The organism is Saccharopolyspora sp. NPDC002376 (assembly GCF_053593195.1).
This window is the reverse complement of the sequence record NZ_JBSFBZ010000076.1, coordinates 12,810-28,467: the sequence shown is the minus strand read 5'-3', so window position 1 is coordinate 28,467 and position 15,658 is coordinate 12,810. Positions and strand designations below refer to the sequence as shown.

Sequence of the window (15,658 nt, the reverse complement as noted above, 5' to 3'; positions counted from 1 at the left end):
TTTGTTTTTTTCTGTTTTATAGAGGTGTTTTTTTGGTATGCGAAAAACAAACAAGAAGAAGCGGTGGCGGCTCTGTGCTGAGCCGCCACCGCTTCTTCTTGTTGGTCAGGGGTTCTTGGGGTCTTGGCCGGTTTCGCCGGGGCCCTTCTCGTCGGTGGGCTTCGGCGGTTGGCCGTCCGGGTGCTCGCGCTTGAGCATGCCCTCGACCTTGTTGCTGACCGTCTCGATCTTGTCGTGGTACTTGCCGCCCGTGGCCTTGTCCAGGCTCGACTTGGCGGCGTCGAGGCCCTTCGCGGCGCTCGGACCCGCCTTCTCGGCGAGCTCCTCCGCCTTACCCTTGGCCTGGTTCGCCAGTTCCTTGGCCTTGTCCAGGAAACCCATCTTCTCGCCTCCCGAGGCTGACGCCCGGTGAGCCACGCCTGGCGCCGCTCCCGCGGCATTGCGGACCTTGTGCCATCAACTGTAGTCGATGTCACATCCGGGATCGGTGGCGTCCCCGCTCGGTTCCCGGAGTGCGGGATGATGGGGGTGCGCCCACCTGCGACGATCGGGCGCGTAGTCGGCGGGAGGACTGGAGTTGAACGGCGACACAGGTCGGGAAGAGCGGCAGCGGCGGCGCAAGCTCGCGGAGATCTTCGGCGACGTCCTGCCGGAAACCACCTCGGACGACCGGCCGGACCGAACGCCCCCGGACGATCAAGAGCGCTGGTACCGCGAGAACCGTCCTCCGCATCACGACCCGCGCTGACCCGAAGCGCGACGGCTACCGAGTCAGTTTTGCCTGGGAACCTGTTTTGAACTCGTTTTGCGTGGCGGTGCGGGTAGCGGAACCTCAGCGTCCGCCTGGTCTGCGGGTGCCCTGACTTGTGTGTGCCAATACGCGGCGTCAGGGCCGTCCTCGCCAGGCGAACGCTGAGCACCCGCGGCGGTGCCGGTTGCGAGGGTGGGTTATGCGCCTTCGGCGCATCAAAGGCAAAGGATCAAAAACCAGGATCAAAGACAGGCTCTAAAACCGACCGGGCGCGGGAGGATGTCAGTTTTTGGGCAAAACTGACACCCGCTCCGTGCCGTGCCCTGGCTCAGTTCTGCTGGCCCTTGCTGAAGGTCGTTGTGGCCTTCGCGTCCTGCTCGGGTGCCAGGCCCTTGACAGCGGGCAGGCCCTGCTCGCGGCGCAGCAGGTCGCGGATCTCCTGCAGCAGCTCCACGTCGGTCGGGTCGACCTTTTCTACCTGGCCCTTCTTGCGCCGATCGTTGATCGTCTTCATGGGCAGCACGAACAGGAAGTAGACCACCGAGGCGGTGATGAAGAAGGTGATCACCGAGTTGATCATTGCGGCGAAGTCGATGATCGACGCCTCGTTGCCCTCGCGCAGCTGGATGCTCAAGCCGGTGACGTTGCCGCCGCCGGTGGCCGCGATGATGGGCTTGATGATGCTGGTCGTGAAAGACGTGACCAGGGCGGTGAACGCGCTACCGACCACGACCGCGACGGCCAGGTCGACCACGTTGCCGCGCATCAGGAAGTCCTTGAAGCCCTTGAGCACGGATGACGCTCCTCTTGGAACAGGGTGATCCGGCGGGATCACGTACGGATGAACGCCGAATAGATGGGGTAATCGGCGCTGAGATGCTACTCAGCGCAGCGTAACGGTCACCGTCTGGTTGAGTGATGCGGCGGCCACGTCGCCCGCAAGTCGCTCCGGTAGCCCAACGAAGACTAATCTGCCCTGCTCACGGCGGTCCGATGTGGACTGGACCGCGATGACCTGGGCGTTCTCGGCGAGCACCGAACTCTCCTCGGAATGGGCGGCAGCTGTCACGATGTCCACCCGCCTTCCGGGAGTGAGGAAGTCCGCGACTTCCGGGTCGGCGAGCCGGATCGGCGCCGACACGGTCCCGGCGCCGGAAGCCACGGTCGGGCCGTTGAACCGCACGTCGGTCAGCAGTTCTCCCTGGCGAGCGGCCGCGCCGAGCACCCGGCCGAGCGCGGCGGAGGAGTCCTGCAGCGCGCCGTCCGGCACCAGGTCGACGGGTATCTCGCGGTGCTTCACGTCCACTTCGGACAGAACTCTGCCGGGCGGCAGGTCGCGCGCGGCGACGAGCACCGGCACGCCGGCACCCGGCGGTCCGTGGTCCTGCACTGCCAATGCGGCTGCGAGCAGCAACAGTGCGAGCGCCGCTGTTCGGCGCAGCAGCAGAACTCCGCGTCGGGCGCGGAAGAGCGCGGTGATGCGATCGCGCAGCGATGCGTCCAGTCGGTCCTTCGAAGCCATGACCAGCTCCCTTTCCTCCGAGGAGATCGAACTCCTCCGAAGTTAGGAGCGGCGATCGGCGATGGAAAGGGAGTTTTGGAAATCTGTGGACAAGCCAGTCCGATGTGGACAACTCGGATCACACGAACGTTTTTTCGGCGATCACTCCGCGCACACGAAATCGCCGACCGCGGCAAACGGCGGTCGGCGAACGAGGGTCTGGCTAGCTCAGGAAGCGGCAGCCGTCGGGGTCGAGCTGCTCGAGGCCTTCGAGGAGCTGCTGGACGACGAGCTGCTCGACGAGTCGCTCGAGGACGAAGAGCTCGACGAGTCGCTCGAGGAGGAGCTGCTGGCCGTGCTGGACGACGAGTTCGACGACCGGTTGTCGGTGCGGTAGAACCCGGATCCCTTGAACACGATGCCCACGGCGTTGAACAGCTTGCGGAGCCGACCCGTGCACTCCGGGCACTCGGTGAGCGAGTCCTCACTGAACGACTGCACCTGCTCGAAACGGTGATCACACTCGGTGCAGGCGTACTGGTAAGTGGGCACGGCCGCGAACCTCCGGCATCTCGTCTTGGCACTCGAACTACAGGAGTGCTAACACGATGATGCTTCACGACAGGTGCCCGGTGCAAACAGGCATGTGTCACACGGGTAGCGACACAACCCCGCGCCGTGGTGTCAGCACGCCGGTCATCCGCACGTCGTGCGGCTCGCCGGGCAGCTCAGCCACGAACTCCTCGTCCCGGACCACGGCGATCAGCGGCGCCTCCGGCGAGGCCATCGGCAGCGACCGGTCGTAGTGACCAGCCCCACGCCCCAGCCGCACGCCCCGCCGATCCACCGCCAGTGCCGGGACCAGCAGCGCCTCCGCTTCCCCGATGGCCGCCGCGCCAAGCCGCTGGCCTGCGGGTTCCAGCAGGTTGAAGGGGGCAGGACGCAGCGATTCGGGCCCGGTGTAGTCGGCCCACTCCAGTGGCGCCCGGCGGTTCACCACCACCGGCAGCAGCACCCGCAACCCGGCCGCGCGCAGCGCCTCCAGCAGTTCGGGCGAGCCAGGCTCTCCGCCCACCGGGACGTAGGCCGCGACGGTCCGCACCGGGTGCTGCCGCAGCCAGCCGAGCACCGCCTCCTGCACCGCCCCGGCATCGGCCGAGCGGGTGGTTTCGTCCACGTCACGGCGCTGGAGCAGCAGCTTGCGGCGCCAGTCGTCCTTCGTCGTAGCGGATTCGTCCAGCGAGCTCACACGTTCACTTTAAGGTTGCCCGATAGGCTTCCGGGCCATGAGCAGCCCGACGAGCACGCCCACCGCGTTCCGGACCGCCATCGTGCCCGCAGCCGGATTGGGGACCCGGTTCCTGCCGACCACGAAAGCGGTGCCCAAGGAGTTGCTCCCGGTCGTGGACACCCCCGGGATCGAACTGGTCGCCACCGAAGCGGCCGATGCGGGCGCACAACGCCTGATCATCGTGACCTCGCCGGACAAGAGCGCGGTCACCGACTACTTCAAACCGCAGCCCGAGCTCGAGCGGACGCTCAAGGAGCGCGGCAAGGACGAACTGCTGGCGAAGGTCCGCCGCGCGCCCGGCCTGCTCTCCGCCGAGACCGCGGTGCAGGACCGGGCCCTCGGGCTCGGCCACGCGGTGGGCTGCGCCGAACCGAACCTGACCGATGACGATGACGCGGTCGCCGTGCTGCTCCCGGACGACCTGGTGCTGCCCACCGGCGTCCTGCAGCGGATGGCCGAGGTGCGCGCTCAGCACGGCGGCAGCGTGCTGTGCGCCTTCGACGTGCCGCGCGAGCAGACCTCCGCTTACGGCGTGTTCGACGTCACCGACACCGACGACGAGGACGTCAAGCAGGTCCGGGGCATGGTGGAGAAGCCGGCGCCGGAGAAGGCCCCGTCCACCTTCGCCGCGGCCGGCCGCTACCTGCTTGACCGAGCGGTCTTCGACGCGCTGCGCCGCATCGAGCCCGGTGCCGGAGGTGAGCTGCAGCTCACCGATGCCGTAGCGTTGCTGATCTCCGAAGGACACCCGGTGCACGTGGTGGTCCATCGCGGTGGGCGACACGACTTGGGAAATCCTGGCGGTTTCCTCAAAGCTGCGGTGGACTTCGCGCTGAAGGATCCCGAGTACGGACCGGACCTGCGGGCCTGGCTCGTCGAGCGGATCGCGGAGAACGACGAACTGTCCTGATCAGCGGCTTACCGCGCTCGCTTGGCGGCGCCCGGGGCAGGACGTGATGACAGCCATGCCGGGCGGCGGCTCGGTGCGCGGGAAGAGGACGACAGCCATGCGTTCAGTTGACGAGCAACTCGCACGCGTTCTCACGGCAGCTGTCCGGCCCGCGCCGGTCCGCGTGGCGATCTCCGAGGCGCAGGGTCTGCTGTGCGCCGAAGAGGTCGTCGCCGAACAGGCGCTGCCCGGATTCGACCAGGCCGCGGTGGACGGCTACGCGGTGCGCAGCGTGGACGTGCAGGCCGCCGCTGAGGACGAGGTCGTGCTGCCGGTCGTCGGCGAGATCCCGGTCGGCTCGCGGCAGCCCCGACGGCTCCAACCGGGCCAGGCAGTCCGGGTGGACACCGGCGCGCCGCTGCCGACGCTGGCCGACGCCGTGGTCCCGCTGGAGTACACCGACGAGCACCCGGCCAAGGTCACCGTGCGCCGTCCGGTGCCCTCGGCAGCGTTCGTCCGCCGCACCGGTGAGGACGTGCAGACCGGCGACGTGGCGGTGCGCCGCGGTGCGCCGATCGGTTCGGCGCAGGTCGGACTGCTGGCCGCGGTCGGTCGCGACAAGGTGCTGGTGCACCCGCGGCCGCGGGTCTCGGTGATCTCGGTCGGTGAGGAGCTGGTGGACGTCGACCGCACGCCCGGCCAGGGCCAGGTCTACGACGTGAACTCCTACGCGCTGTCAGCCGCCGCGCGGGACGCGGGCGCCGAGGTCACCCGGGTCGGGATCATGAGCAGCGACCCGCGTCGGCTGCGGGAGGTCGTCGAGGGCCGCCTGCTGCTGTCGGAGATCGTGGTGGTCGCCGGTGGTGTCGGCGGCGCTGCGGGTGCCGAGGTCCGGACGGCGCTGGCCGATCTCGGCGAACTGGACGTGACCAGGGTTGCGATGCAGCCTGGTTCGGTGCAGGGCTTCGGACGCCTGGGACCGGACGAGATCCCGACCTTCATGCTGCCCAGCAACCCGGTGAGCGCCCTGGTGGTGTTCGAGGTGCTGGTGCGGCCGCTGATCCGCGCGGCGCTCGGCAAGCCCAACCCGCACCGCCGCACCGTGACCGCCGAGCTGCTCTCGCCGATCACCTCCGCCGAGGGACGCCGCGGCTTCCTGCGCGGCCAGCTGCTGCGCGACCCGAAGAACGGCTCCTACCTGGTGCAACCGCTGGGCACCTCGGGATCGCACCTGCTCGCCTCGTTGGCAGAGGCGAACTCCCTGATCGTGGTCGAAGAGGAGACCGCCGAGGTCGGCGCGGGCGAAGAGGTCCAGGTCCGCTTCCTGTCGCAGCGCGCGTGAGCCGCGATGCAACCCACCGACGCTGATGGGTTCCCGATCGGACGCCACCCCGGTTGGCCGGCCGCGCTCGGCCCGCTGAACACGGCGCGCGGTGCGGTGGCGCTGCGCCCGCCGCGCCTGCGCGATGCCTCGGCGTGGAGCCGCACCCGGCTGCACGACCGCGCCTACCTGCAGCAATGGGAACCCACGGCGGTCGGTGGCTGGCAGGAGCGCAACGCCAGGACGGCTTGGCCCGGGCAGTGGGCGGCGCTGCGCGGCATGGCTCGACGTGGCCAGGCGCTGCCGTTCAGCATCACCGTGGACGGCGAGTTCGCCGGTCAGCTGACCGTCGGAAACATCGTGCGGGGCGCGCTGCGCTCCGGGTGGATCGGCTACTGGGTCGCCGAGCGGCTGGCCGGGGGTGGCGTGGCCACGACGGCTGTCGCGCTCGCCGTCGACCACTGCTTCGGCCCGGTGGGACTGCACCGGCTGGAAGCGACCGTGCGGCCGGAGAACCAGCCCAGCATCCGGGTGCTGGAGAAGTCCGGATTCCGCCGCGAGGGCCTGTTCCACCGCTACCTCGACGTGGCCGGGGACTGGCGGGACCACTACGTGTACGCGCTGACCGCGGACGAGATCCCGGAAGGCGCGGTCGCCCGCCTGATCCAGGGCGGCGGCGCCAGCCGACCCTGAGCTGGAGCGGTCGGTCATAGGCAAAGCTACCGCCAAACGGGTCCGAGATCTTGATCACTGACGGTCACCGCTGCGCCTGTCGGTTTTCGGCGAAATTGAACTGAACGGACTATCGAATGACGGCATTCAGCGGTGCGGAAAGCGACACGTCGATGTCGATGTTGCCGCTGACTCCGCTGAACGTGCGATTTTCTGGGCCAGGGGGAACTGGCCGTGTTCGGCGTGGCTCCAACACAGGAGTGACAGATGTGACTAGCGTGGCGATCGCAGACTTGTGTGCTGCCGGTGGCCAGGGGGAGGTGGCGAGGCATGCCCAGTTCGTTGATCTTCGCTGCTCTGGCGGCGGCGTGGCTGGTGGTGCTCGTGCCGATGTTCGCCCGCCGCCGCCAGGAAGTGTCCAAGACCACTGATTCCGCGCTCGCCGCGCGAGTGGTCCGACGCGGGAGCGGTCGGCGTCCGGCAACGCCCGGAGCCGCGACAACCGACAGGGTGCAGGAGGCGTTCGGGATGTCTGACACCGAGCTGGACGACGCGGTCGAAGAACACGACACCGAGGACAACTCGTGGCGTCGCGTGCACAGCGACGACGTCCGCGCCGGACGCCGCTACCGGCCCGGCCGCGGCGGGTTCGACCCGGAAGCCGCCGCGCTCGCGGCGCGCGCCAAGTACGCCCGGCGGCAGCGGATCGTCGTCGCCATGCTGGCGGTCGCGATCGTCACCGCGTTGGTGGCGGCCCTGTTCTGGCCGGTCATGTGGTGGCTGCACGGCATCATCGACCTGTCGATCGTCGGCTACCTGACCTACCTGCGTCGCCAGGTCCACATCGAAGAGGACGTCCGCACCCGCCGCCTCGCCCGGATGAACGGCGAGCACGACGAGGTCGAATACGACGAAGACCTCCGCGACGACGAGTACGACGAGGAAGCCGAGGATGACGTGGCCGAGCGCCGCGAGGCCCGCCCGGCCGCCCGCGCCGTCCGCGTCGAGATCGACGACGAGGACCCCATGTTCGATGAGCTGGACGAACGCACCTGGGAGCCCTACCGCCGCGCGGTCGGTGAGTGACACCTCCCGGCCAAGCAGGGGGGGTGCTGCGAATGCTGATTTCGGGGTTGCTAGAGTACTAATCACAACAAAGCCGAGAGGCCAAGTCCTCGAGGCAAGGGGCTGTAGCGCAGTTGGTAGCGCGTCTCGTTCGCATCGAGAAGGTCAGGGGTTCGATTCCCCTCAGCTCCACGCAATGGGAGGCTCGTGCTCGCTGAGAGCGCGAGCCTTTTTGCATTCCGCGTATCTATCGCGGGGGCCGAGCCCCCGCGGGCCCCCACGGTGCGGCGGGCACCTTTGCCGGGCTCCTCGCTGTGGGTGCCGTTCCCGGCTGGGTAGCTAACAGCTTTTTGGTTTCGGGCACGTTCTTTTGGTGTTCTCAGGTGGAAATTCCCTGCTCGCGCAAGGCTTTTCGCTATGGGTTCGATTCCCCTCGGCTTCACCTGGCGAAGAACGATGATCTTGCATTGAGGTGCGTCTGCGGAGTGGCCCGCTCGCCGCCTGGTGGCACTTCAGCGCCAACGAAGCCGTGACGGTCAGGGGCTGGTTCCCGTGATTCGCCCCTGTCTCATTGCATCGTCGGCGCGGTAAGCGTGCGGCGCACTCTTCTCGTGCGTTGACGCATAGCGGTCAATCTGTACGCTGAGCGTACTTTCTGTTCAGAAGAATCCCTCGAATCCTTTGGAGGTGGGGGGCTCGTGCTCATTGTCGGTCTTCAGGCCGAACTCTCTGCTGATGCGTCCCGCGGTGCGCACCACCAGGGGGACCAGTTCCTCGCGTAGTTGCTCGGCGTTGGAGCGGCCGGCGGACGTTGACGATGCGAGTGCTGCCACGACCGTTCCGGCCTGGTCGCGCACCGGTGCGGCGACGGACAGGAGGCCCTCTTCGAGTTCTCCGGAGACGATGGCCCAGCCCTGCTGGCGGACCTTTCGGAGTTCCTCCCGGAACACGGCCTGGTCGGTGATGGTGCGCGGGGTGTACGCCTTGAGTCCCGACTCCTTGATCGCGTGCTCGACTTCCAGCGGTGACGCCCACGCCAGGAGGACGCGCCCCATGGAGGTCGCGTGCGCGGGGACCCGGGTGCCGAGCGAGACGTTGATGCTCATGATCCGCCGCACCGGCACCCGTCCGATGTAGACGATCTCGGCGCCGTCCAGGGCCGCCAGTGAAGCGGATTCCTGCGTCTGCTCGGCCAGTTCCATCAGGTGCGGCTGGGCGAGGTCGGCCATCGCGTTCGATGCGGAGTAATGCTGCCCGATGCTGAGCACGCGCGGGGTCAGGGCCCAGCGGCTGCCGGCGCTGCGAACGTAGCCGAGGCGCTGGAGGGTGATCAGGATGCGGCGGACGGCCGGCCGGGAGAGGCCGGTGGCGGTGGCGATCTCGGCGAGGGTCGGGTTCGGTCGCTCGGCGTCGAAGGCGAGCAGCACGGTGAAGCCCCGCTCGATGCTCTGGATGTAGTCGCGGTCGGTCTCTTTGGTGGTCATCGCCGTCATTTTCCCGCATTCCCCTCTTGACTCGAACCTGTGAGTCAGTGCACCCTCCTTTGAACGCAAAGCGTTCAAACTGCACGCATAGCGTACAGGAGGTATCGCTCATGGGTCTCGACCACCGAGAACTCCGCAACGGACTAGGGCGGTTCGCCACCGGAGTCACCGTGGTGACCTGCCGCAACCACGAGGGCCAGCCCCACGGGGCGACCGTCAACGCGTTCACCGCGGTGTCACTGGACCCGGCCCTGTGCCAGGTGACGTTGACCCGGAAGTCGAAGGCGTGCGCCTACCTCGCAGGGGCGCCGTTCGCGGTCAACGTGCTCGCCGAGGACCAGCTCGCCACCGCCTGGCACTTCGCGGGGCGCCCCCAGGAGCCCCAACCGGAATGGGTGGAGACACCGCTGGCTCCGGTGCTTGTGGGCAACGCGGCGACGCTCACGTGCCAGCCGTGGCGCACCTACGACGGCGGCGATCACCTCATCGTCCTCGGCGAGATCGTCGGCATCGAGATCCGCGAGGTCGAGCCGCTGCTGTTCTACGCGGGCGGGTTCCGCGAGCTCCGCGACAAGGACCGGGCCCACTGGGCGGCGTCGGTCGACTGCCCGGACGCCGGCTGGTTCGACGCCGCCACCGACTTCTCACCGCTGTGGCGCGAGCGAGCCGCGGTTTCCTGACCGATTCCCCGTCAGAACGACCGTTTCAACGAAGAAAGGTCCAGCATGACCACGCACCAGGAGCACGAGACCCCCAGCCAGTCGTCGGGCAAGCCCACCGCGTCCCGGCCGATGACCGGTGAGGAGTACGTGGAGTCCCTGCGGGACGGCCGCGAGATCTTCCTCTACGGCGACAAGATCGACGACGTCACGACGCACCCGGCGTTCCGCAACTCGGTGCGGATGACCGCGCGGATGTACGACGCGCTGCACGACCCGGACAAGCAGGACGTGCTCACCACGCCGACCGACACCGGCAACAACGGGTTCACGCACCCGTTCTTCCGCACGCCGCGCAGCCGGGAAGACCTCGTCGCCGACCGCGACGCGATCGCCGCGTGGGCGCGGATGAACTACGGCTGGATGGGCCGCAGCCCCGACTACAAGGCCTCATTCCTAGGCACCCTCGGTGCGAACTCCGACTTCTACGAGCCGTTCGCGGACAACGCCCGGCGCTGGTACACCGAGTCGCAGGAGAAGGTCCTGTACTGGAACCACGCGATCATCAACCCGCCGGTGGACCGGGACAAGAACCCCGACGACGTCAAGGACCTGTTCATCCACGTCGAGAAGGAGACCGACGACGGGCTGATCGTCTCCGGCGCGAAGGTCGTGGCGACCGGGTCGGCGATCACGAACTACAACTTCATCGCCCACTACGGCCTGCCCATCAAGAAGCGCGAGTTCGCGCTGGTGTGCACCGTCCCGATGGGCACGCCGGGGATGAAGCTGATCTGCCGCAACTCCTACTCCAACGTCGCCGATTCGACGTCGAGCCCGTTCGACTACCCGTTGTCGAGCCGGTTCGACGAGAACGACACGATCTTCATCCTGGACAAGGTGAAGATCCCCTGGGAGAACGTCTTCATCTACGGCGACGCGGAGAAGGCCAGCACGTTCTTTCCCGGCTCCGGCTTCCTGCACCGCTTCACCTTCCACGGCGTCACGCGGCTGGCCGTCAAGCTCGACTTCCTCGCCGGGCTGCTGATGAAGGGCGTCGAGGTCACCGGCACCAAGGACTTCCGCGGCATCCAGACCCGCGTGGGCGAAGTGATCGGGTGGCGCAACATGTTCTGGGCGCTCACGGACGCGATGACGGCGAATCCGGACGAGTGGAAGAACGGCGCGCTCCTGCCGAACCTGGACTACGGGCTGGCCTACCGCTGGTTCATGACCCTCGGCTACCCGCGGATCCGCGAGATCATCATGCAGGACCTCGGCAGCGGGCTGATCTACCTTCCCTCGCACGCCGACGACTTCAAGTCCCCGGAAATCCGCCCGTACCTCGACCAGTACGTGCGCGGCTCCAACGGGTACGACTCCATCGAGCGGGTCAAGCTGATGAAGCTCATCTGGGACTCCATCGGCAGCGAGTTCGGCGGCCGGCACGAGCTCTACGAGCGCAACTACTCGGGCAACCACGAAGCCGTGCGCGCCGAGCTGCTCTTCTCCGCGCAGCAGTCCGGAAGCGCCGACGCGATGAAGGGCTTCGCCGAGCAGTGCATGGCCGAATACGACCTCAACGGTTGGACCGTGCCTGACCTGTTCAACCCCGGAGACACCACGCTGCGGGCCCGCTGACGCACCTCTTCGAGGAGATTTCCATGACCATCGCAGAACATTCCCCCACGGCCGCCGGTTCCGGTGCTTCGGCCACCGAGGCGTTCCGCGCCAGCCAGCAGGACCACGCCGCCGCCGATGTCTCGCCGGAGCGCGTCAGCACCGTCGTCGGCGCGGTGCTGGCGGGCGTGCACGACGCGATCCGGGAACACGAGGTCAGCTACGACGAGTTCCAGGCCGCCAAGCAGTGGCTCATCGACGTCGGTGAAGGCGGCGAATGGCCGCTGTTCCTCGACGTGTTCGTCGAGCACGTCGTCGAAGACGTCGCCGCGCGTTCTCAGCACGGCACGAAGGGAAGCATCCTCGGGCCGTACTACCTGCCGGACCAGCAGAAGCTCCCCGCTGTCGCCGACCTGCCCTCCCGTCCGGACGAGCAGGGCACCCCGCTGGTCTTCACCGGCCAGGTCCGCGACACCAGCGGAAACCCCATCGCCGGGGCCGAGCTGGACCTCTGGCACGCCGACTCCGAGGGGTACTACTCGGGATTCGCCCCCGGCATTCCCGACGGGAACCTGCGCGGCGTGATCGTCGCCGACAACCAGGGGCGGTTCCAAATCCACACGATCATGCCCTCCCCGTACCAGATCCCCACCGACGGGCCGACCGGAAAGCTCATCACCGCCGCGGGCTGGCACCCGTGGCGTCCGGCCCACCTGCACCTCCTGGTGCGGGCGCCGGGCCACCGGACCATCACCACGCAGCTGTACTTCGAAGGCGGCGAGTGGCTCGATAGCGACGTCGCCGAGGCCACCAAGCCCGAGCTGGTGCTCAACCCCCGTCCGCAAGGCGACGGCGCGTTGCGCGCTGACTACGACTTCGTCCTGGAACCGGCCTGACCAGTACCTCCGCCGGGCCCGTGCAACGGAGCGCGGGCCCGGCGGAACCTCAACAGAACGAGGATCTGATGAACGACATGCGGATCGACCGCATCGACACCGTTCTGCTCGACATCCCGCTGCGCCGTCCGCACCGCTTCGCCCGCACTGAGATGCACGTCCAGCCCGTCCTGCTGGTGTTCGTCCGCACCGCGGGCGGCGTCACCGGTATCGGAGAGGGTGTGGTTCCCGGCGGCCCGTGGTGGGGCGGCGAGTCCGTCGAGACCATGCATCTGGTCGTCGAGCGCTACCTCGTGCCAGTGCTGCTGGGGCGCACCGTTGACGACATCGCCGGAATCCGGCGCGACATCGACGACGTCGTCGCAGGCAACCTCTTCGCCAAAGCAGCGGTCGACGTCGCGCTGCACGACGCCTGGGCCCGCTCCCTCGGTGTCCCGCTGCACACGCTGCTCGGCGGCCTGGCCCGGCGCTCGATCCCGGTCACGTGGGCCCTCGGCACCGACCCGGCCGAGCAGGTCGTCGAAGAGGCGCTCAGCAAGATGGACGCGGGCCTGCACCGCAGCTTCAAGCTCAAGATGGGCGCGCAGGAACCCGCCGCCGACGTCGCCCGGATCTGCGCGGTCGCCGAGAAACTCGCCGGAGTGGCCAGCGTTCGCGTCGACCTCAACGCGCGCTGGGACCGGCTCACCGCGCTGAAGTACTTGCCTCAGCTAGTGGAGGCGGGAGTGGACCTCGTCGAGCAGCCCGTGCCCGCTGCGGAGATCGAGGCGCTCGCCGAGATCAACCGGGCTCTGCCGATCCCGGTGATGGCCGATGAAAGCCTGCGCACTCCTGCTGACGCACTGCGGCTGGCACAACTCCGCGCGGCCGACGTGTACTCGCTCAAAACGACCAAGTCCGGCGGGCTGCGTGGCACCAAGGCCATCGGTGAAATCGCGGCCGCTGCGGGAATCCCCTGCCACGGCGGCACGTCCATCGAAAGCCCGGTCGGCACCGCCGCATCGCTGCACCTCGCCTGCGCCTCCCCGGCGGTGACGTGGGGCAGCGAACTGTTCGGCCCCCTGCTCATGCGCGAAGAACTGCTCAGCACGCCGCTGCACTACGCCGACGGCGAGCTGCACCTGCCGGAGGGCCCCGGCCTCGGCGTCGAGATCAACCCCGAAGCCCTTCGAGCCTTCACCAGGAGCTGAACCGTGCTCTTCCACGTGCGCATGGACGTCGCCCTGCCCCACGACCTCGAACCCGCCGAACGCGACAGGCTGGTCGCCGACGAGAAGGCGCTGGCGCTGGAACTCCAGCGCGCCGGGGTCTGGCGGCACCTGTGGCGGGTCGTCGGCCAGTACAGCAACGTCAGCATCTTCGACGTCCCCACCAACGACGAACTGCACGCGCTGCTGTCCGGCCTCCCGCTCTTCCCGTTCATGACCATCCAGGTCACCCCGCTCGCACAACACCCCTCCGATCTGGCAGCGCAGCCATGACCACCGCGACGTCCTCCCGCGCACCGCTGTGGCACGGCCTCGGCGACATCCCCGCCGGACGGGGCTCGTGCGTGACCACGCTCGGCGTTTTCGACGGCGTCCACCGCGGACACGCGCACCTGATCGGCCACGCCGTCCGGCGTGGACGCGCGCTCGGACTGCCCGCGGTGATGGTCACCTTCGACCCGCATCCGGCACGAGTGGTCGGCGCGCCGCGCGACACGGCGGCTCTGACCACCGTCGCGCGGCGCGCCGAGCTGGCCTGCGATCTCGGAGTGGATGCGGTGCTGGTGCTGCCGTTCACCCGCGAATTCGCACAACTGCCGCCGGCGCGCTTCGTCGAGCAGGTGCTCGCCCGCGGTCTGCGAACCGCTGCTGTTGTCGTGGGCGCCAACTTCACCTTCGGCCACCGGGGCAGCGGTACCGCGACCACGCTGCACGAACTCGGCGCCGACCAGGGCTTCACAGCTCACGAAGTTCCCCTGGTGCAGGCGGAAGAAGCACCACATTCCTCCACCCGCATCCGGGAGTGCCTGCGCCGAGGCGACGTCCGGGCCGCGGCACTCGCCCTGGGCAGACCCCACCGCATCGACGGACACGCCAGCAACGGAATGCTTCGCGTAGCAGCGGGAACCGCGATTCCCGCGGAAGGGCGCTACTTCGCCGAAATCTGCAACGGGCAGAGCATCGAAGTCGAGGTGTCCCCCGGGGCGCACGTCGCGCTTCCTGGCGTGCCCTCCGGTCCCGTGAGCATCGAATTCCTCGCCCGCCTGAGCGAGTGATCGACACGCAGCGCGCGACCGCGACCATCCAGACGGTGAGCACCGACCCTGCGGTCAATTCAGACGGCGCAGGAGCCTGGATCTTTCTGCTGGGGTCGCCGCTGTGAGGATCACCGTGGCAGCTAGGGCGAATGCTCCGTCGAGTACTGCTTGGTCGGCCGATGGGGATGTGCCGTGGGTCGTGAAGTCCGCTGTGTGGTGGGCGGCGCCGTGGACTTCGTAGCCGATCATGGGTTGGATGCTCGGAACGACGTGCGACACGTTGCCCAGGTCCGTTGATGCGACGGCGTTTCGCGACATTGGGACGTGCCGTCCCCGGTGCTTCATGGCCTGTTGATACGTGCTCATCAGTGCTTCGTCTTGGATGAGTTCCAGGAAGGGGTGGCCGAGGGGCTCGGTGGCGAGTTCGGCGCCGGTTGCCAGTGCTCCCGCTTCGAGGCAGCGGAACACCTGGGCTTCCGCTTTGCGCAGCTGCTCGGCTCGGGGGGCGCGGATTTCGAGCCGCATCCGCGCCACGTCTGGAACGACGTTGACCGCCGTGCCGCCTTCGGTGACGATCGAGGACACCACGACTTCATGGGGGAGATGTTGCCGGAGCAGTCCGATGGCGTTCTGGGCGATGATCGTGGCGTTCAGCGCGTTGACCGCTTGATCGGGCGCCGTAGCGGCGTGCGCTGCGCGGCCTTCGTAGGTGATTTCCCATCCGGACATCGCGAGGGATGACTCGCCGATGCTGTCTTCGCCTGCCGCGTGTGCCATCAGGGCCAGGTGGACGTCGTCGAAGAATCCCTCGTTGAGGAGATCGACCTTCCCGCCTGTCGTTTCTTCGGCGGGTGTGCCCAAGGCCTTGACCGTCAGGTCGAGCTGGTCGGCGAACGGGGCGAGCAGCATTGCCGCGCCAGCGGACACTGCGGCGTTGACGTTGTGGCCGCAGCCGTGGCCGATCTCGGGGAGTGCGTCGTACTCGATGCAGAGTGCTGCGACGAGTTGGCCGTTTCCTGCGCGTGCGCTGAATGCCGTTGGTTGACTGGGCTTTTCGGCGTCGAGTGTGAATCCGTTGGCGGTCAGCAACTCGGTTGTGCGCTGGGTTGCCCGGAACTCGCATCCGCCCAGTTCGGGGTCGGCGTGAATCTCGTGGCTGAGCCGGATGATGTCGGGCCCTGCTACGTCGAGCTCTCGGGCGAGGGCCGACAGCGTTGCATCGGGTTCGGCTCGGCGGGTTGACGGCGCAGAGGTGGTCGGCATG

18 protein-coding genes and 1 tRNA gene are annotated in these 15,658 nt (G+C 68.0%); 12 read left to right on the top strand and 7 right to left on the bottom strand.

The features are described 5' to 3' along the window. Positions 1-105 precede the first annotated feature (105 nt). Positions 106-381, bottom strand: a complete 276-nt coding sequence (locus ACWCO2_RS33145) for an antitoxin (protein WP_450131743.1) — start codon at positions 379-381, stop codon at positions 106-108. A 196-nt stretch (positions 382-577) separates the two neighbouring features. Between ACWCO2_RS33145 and ACWCO2_RS33140 the strand changes: the two genes are divergently transcribed. Then, complete coding sequence (locus ACWCO2_RS33140; protein ID WP_450131742.1) at positions 578-748, top strand: hypothetical protein; 171 nt, start codon at positions 578-580, stop codon at positions 746-748. Between the two features lie 331 nt (positions 749-1,079). On the opposite strand, the gene mscL is transcribed toward ACWCO2_RS33140, so the two are convergent. The 4 genes from mscL to ACWCO2_RS33120 form a co-directional block, all read right to left on the bottom strand. Next, positions 1,080-1,544, bottom strand: a complete 465-nt coding sequence (gene mscL / locus ACWCO2_RS33135) for a large conductance mechanosensitive channel protein MscL (protein ID WP_450131741.1) — start codon at positions 1,542-1,544, stop codon at positions 1,080-1,082. 90 nt (positions 1,545-1,634) lie between these two features. After that, positions 1,635-2,273 (bottom strand): SAF domain-containing protein, encoded by a 639-nt coding sequence (locus ACWCO2_RS33130; protein ID WP_450131740.1) that lies wholly within the window; start codon positions 2,271-2,273, stop codon positions 1,635-1,637. A gap of 207 nt (positions 2,274-2,480) precedes the next feature. Beyond that, a complete protein-coding gene (locus ACWCO2_RS33125) occupies positions 2,481-2,804 on the bottom strand; it encodes an FmdB family zinc ribbon protein (protein WP_450131739.1) in 324 nt (107 codons plus the stop codon). A gap of 97 nt (positions 2,805-2,901) precedes the next feature. Beyond that, on the bottom strand, positions 2,902-3,501 hold the full coding sequence (locus ACWCO2_RS33120; protein WP_450131738.1) for a 5-formyltetrahydrofolate cyclo-ligase: 600 nt from the start codon (positions 3,499-3,501) through the stop codon (positions 2,902-2,904). A 37-nt stretch (positions 3,502-3,538) separates the two neighbouring features. Between ACWCO2_RS33120 and ACWCO2_RS33115 the strand changes: the two genes are divergently transcribed. From ACWCO2_RS33115 to ACWCO2_RS33095, 5 genes are all read left to right on the top strand, one after another. After that, complete coding sequence (locus ACWCO2_RS33115; protein ID WP_450131737.1) at positions 3,539-4,453, top strand: UTP--glucose-1-phosphate uridylyltransferase; 915 nt, start codon at positions 3,539-3,541, stop codon at positions 4,451-4,453. A 97-nt stretch (positions 4,454-4,550) separates the two neighbouring features. Then, on the top strand, positions 4,551-5,774 hold the full coding sequence (glp, locus tag ACWCO2_RS33110) for a molybdotransferase-like divisome protein Glp (protein WP_450131736.1): 1,224 nt from the start codon (positions 4,551-4,553) through the stop codon (positions 5,772-5,774). Positions 5,775-5,780: 6 nt separating this feature from the next. Beyond that, positions 5,781-6,446 (top strand): GNAT family N-acetyltransferase, encoded by a 666-nt coding sequence (locus ACWCO2_RS33105; RefSeq protein ID WP_450131735.1) that lies wholly within the window; start codon positions 5,781-5,783, stop codon positions 6,444-6,446. Positions 6,447-6,755: 309 nt separating this feature from the next. After that, a complete protein-coding gene (sepX, locus tag ACWCO2_RS33100) occupies positions 6,756-7,511 on the top strand; it encodes a divisome protein SepX/GlpR (RefSeq protein WP_450131734.1) in 756 nt (251 codons plus the stop codon). Positions 7,512-7,609: 98 nt separating this feature from the next. Further along, a tRNA-Ala gene (locus tag ACWCO2_RS33095) sits at positions 7,610-7,682 on the top strand. A 467-nt stretch (positions 7,683-8,149) separates the two neighbouring features. Here ACWCO2_RS33095 and ACWCO2_RS33090 read toward each other — a convergent pair. Further along, positions 8,150-8,974 carry an IclR family transcriptional regulator domain-containing protein gene (locus tag ACWCO2_RS33090; protein ID WP_450131733.1) on the bottom strand — a complete coding sequence of 275 codons (825 nt, stop codon included), beginning with the start codon at positions 8,972-8,974 and terminating at the stop codon, positions 8,150-8,152. 110 nt (positions 8,975-9,084) lie between these two features. Between ACWCO2_RS33090 and ACWCO2_RS33085 the strand changes: the two genes are divergently transcribed. The 6 genes from ACWCO2_RS33085 to ACWCO2_RS33060 all read left to right on the top strand — a co-directional run bounded on the left by ACWCO2_RS33085 (position 9,085) and on the right by ACWCO2_RS33060 (position 14,412). Then, complete coding sequence (locus ACWCO2_RS33085; RefSeq protein WP_450131732.1) at positions 9,085-9,654, top strand: flavin reductase family protein; 570 nt, start codon at positions 9,085-9,087, stop codon at positions 9,652-9,654. A 45-nt stretch (positions 9,655-9,699) separates the two neighbouring features. Continuing rightward, positions 9,700-11,274 (top strand): 4-hydroxyphenylacetate 3-hydroxylase family protein, encoded by a 1,575-nt coding sequence (locus tag ACWCO2_RS33080; RefSeq protein ID WP_450131731.1) that lies wholly within the window; start codon positions 9,700-9,702, stop codon positions 11,272-11,274. A 23-nt stretch (positions 11,275-11,297) separates the two neighbouring features. Next, positions 11,298-12,149: a catechol 1,2-dioxygenase gene (catA, locus tag ACWCO2_RS33075; protein ID WP_450131730.1), complete on the top strand. Its 852-nt coding sequence runs from the start codon at positions 11,298-11,300 to the stop codon at positions 12,147-12,149. A 68-nt stretch (positions 12,150-12,217) separates the two neighbouring features. Next, positions 12,218-13,339 carry a muconate/chloromuconate family cycloisomerase gene (locus ACWCO2_RS33070; protein WP_450131729.1) on the top strand — a complete coding sequence of 374 codons (1,122 nt, stop codon included), beginning with the start codon at positions 12,218-12,220 and terminating at the stop codon, positions 13,337-13,339. A gap of 3 nt (positions 13,340-13,342) precedes the next feature. Then, positions 13,343-13,630: a muconolactone Delta-isomerase gene (gene catC / locus ACWCO2_RS33065; protein WP_450131728.1), complete on the top strand. Its 288-nt coding sequence runs from the start codon at positions 13,343-13,345 to the stop codon at positions 13,628-13,630. Then, complete coding sequence (locus ACWCO2_RS33060) at positions 13,627-14,412, top strand: cytidyltransferase (RefSeq protein ID WP_450131727.1); 786 nt, start codon at positions 13,627-13,629, stop codon at positions 14,410-14,412. The genes catC and ACWCO2_RS33060 overlap by 4 nt, the downstream gene beginning before the upstream one ends. 54 nt (positions 14,413-14,466) lie before the next feature. Here the strand turns inward: ACWCO2_RS33060 and ACWCO2_RS33055 are convergent, their stop codons facing one another. Continuing rightward, entirely contained in the window at positions 14,467-15,657 is a 1,191-nt protein-coding gene (locus tag ACWCO2_RS33055; RefSeq protein WP_450131726.1) for a M20 family metallopeptidase, read from the bottom strand. Position 15,658: the final 1 nt, after the last annotated feature.

What these genes read in the sequence shown, in the direction of transcription:
- ACWCO2_RS33145 (WP_450131743.1), bottom strand. Translation starts at nt 381, where the DNA reads ATGGGTTTCCTGGACAAGGCCAAGGAACTGGCGAACCAGGCCAAGGGT.
- ACWCO2_RS33130 (WP_450131740.1), bottom strand. Translation starts at nt 2,273, where the DNA reads ATGGCTTCGAAGGACCGACTGGACGCATCGCTGCGCGATCGCATCACC.
- ACWCO2_RS33115 (WP_450131737.1), top strand. Translation starts at nt 3,539, where the DNA reads ATGAGCAGCCCGACGAGCACGCCCACCGCGTTCCGGACCGCCATCGTG.
- glp (WP_450131736.1), top strand. Translation starts at nt 4,551, where the DNA reads ATGCGTTCAGTTGACGAGCAACTCGCACGCGTTCTCACGGCAGCTGTC.
- ACWCO2_RS33105 (WP_450131735.1), top strand. Translation starts at nt 5,781, where the DNA reads ATGCAACCCACCGACGCTGATGGGTTCCCGATCGGACGCCACCCCGGT.
- sepX (WP_450131734.1), top strand. Translation starts at nt 6,756, where the DNA reads ATGCCCAGTTCGTTGATCTTCGCTGCTCTGGCGGCGGCGTGGCTGGTG.
- ACWCO2_RS33090 (WP_450131733.1), bottom strand. Translation starts at nt 8,974, where the DNA reads ATGACCACCAAAGAGACCGACCGCGACTACATCCAGAGCATCGAGCGG.
- ACWCO2_RS33085 (WP_450131732.1), top strand. Translation starts at nt 9,085, where the DNA reads ATGGGTCTCGACCACCGAGAACTCCGCAACGGACTAGGGCGGTTCGCC.
- ACWCO2_RS33080 (WP_450131731.1), top strand. Translation starts at nt 9,700, where the DNA reads ATGACCACGCACCAGGAGCACGAGACCCCCAGCCAGTCGTCGGGCAAG.
- catA (WP_450131730.1), top strand. Translation starts at nt 11,298, where the DNA reads ATGACCATCGCAGAACATTCCCCCACGGCCGCCGGTTCCGGTGCTTCG.
- ACWCO2_RS33070 (WP_450131729.1), top strand. Translation starts at nt 12,218, where the DNA reads ATGAACGACATGCGGATCGACCGCATCGACACCGTTCTGCTCGACATC.
- ACWCO2_RS33060 (WP_450131727.1), top strand. Translation starts at nt 13,627, where the DNA reads ATGACCACCGCGACGTCCTCCCGCGCACCGCTGTGGCACGGCCTCGGC.
- ACWCO2_RS33055 (WP_450131726.1), bottom strand. Translation starts at nt 15,657, where the DNA reads ATGCCGACCACCTCTGCGCCGTCAACCCGCCGAGCCGAACCCGATGCA.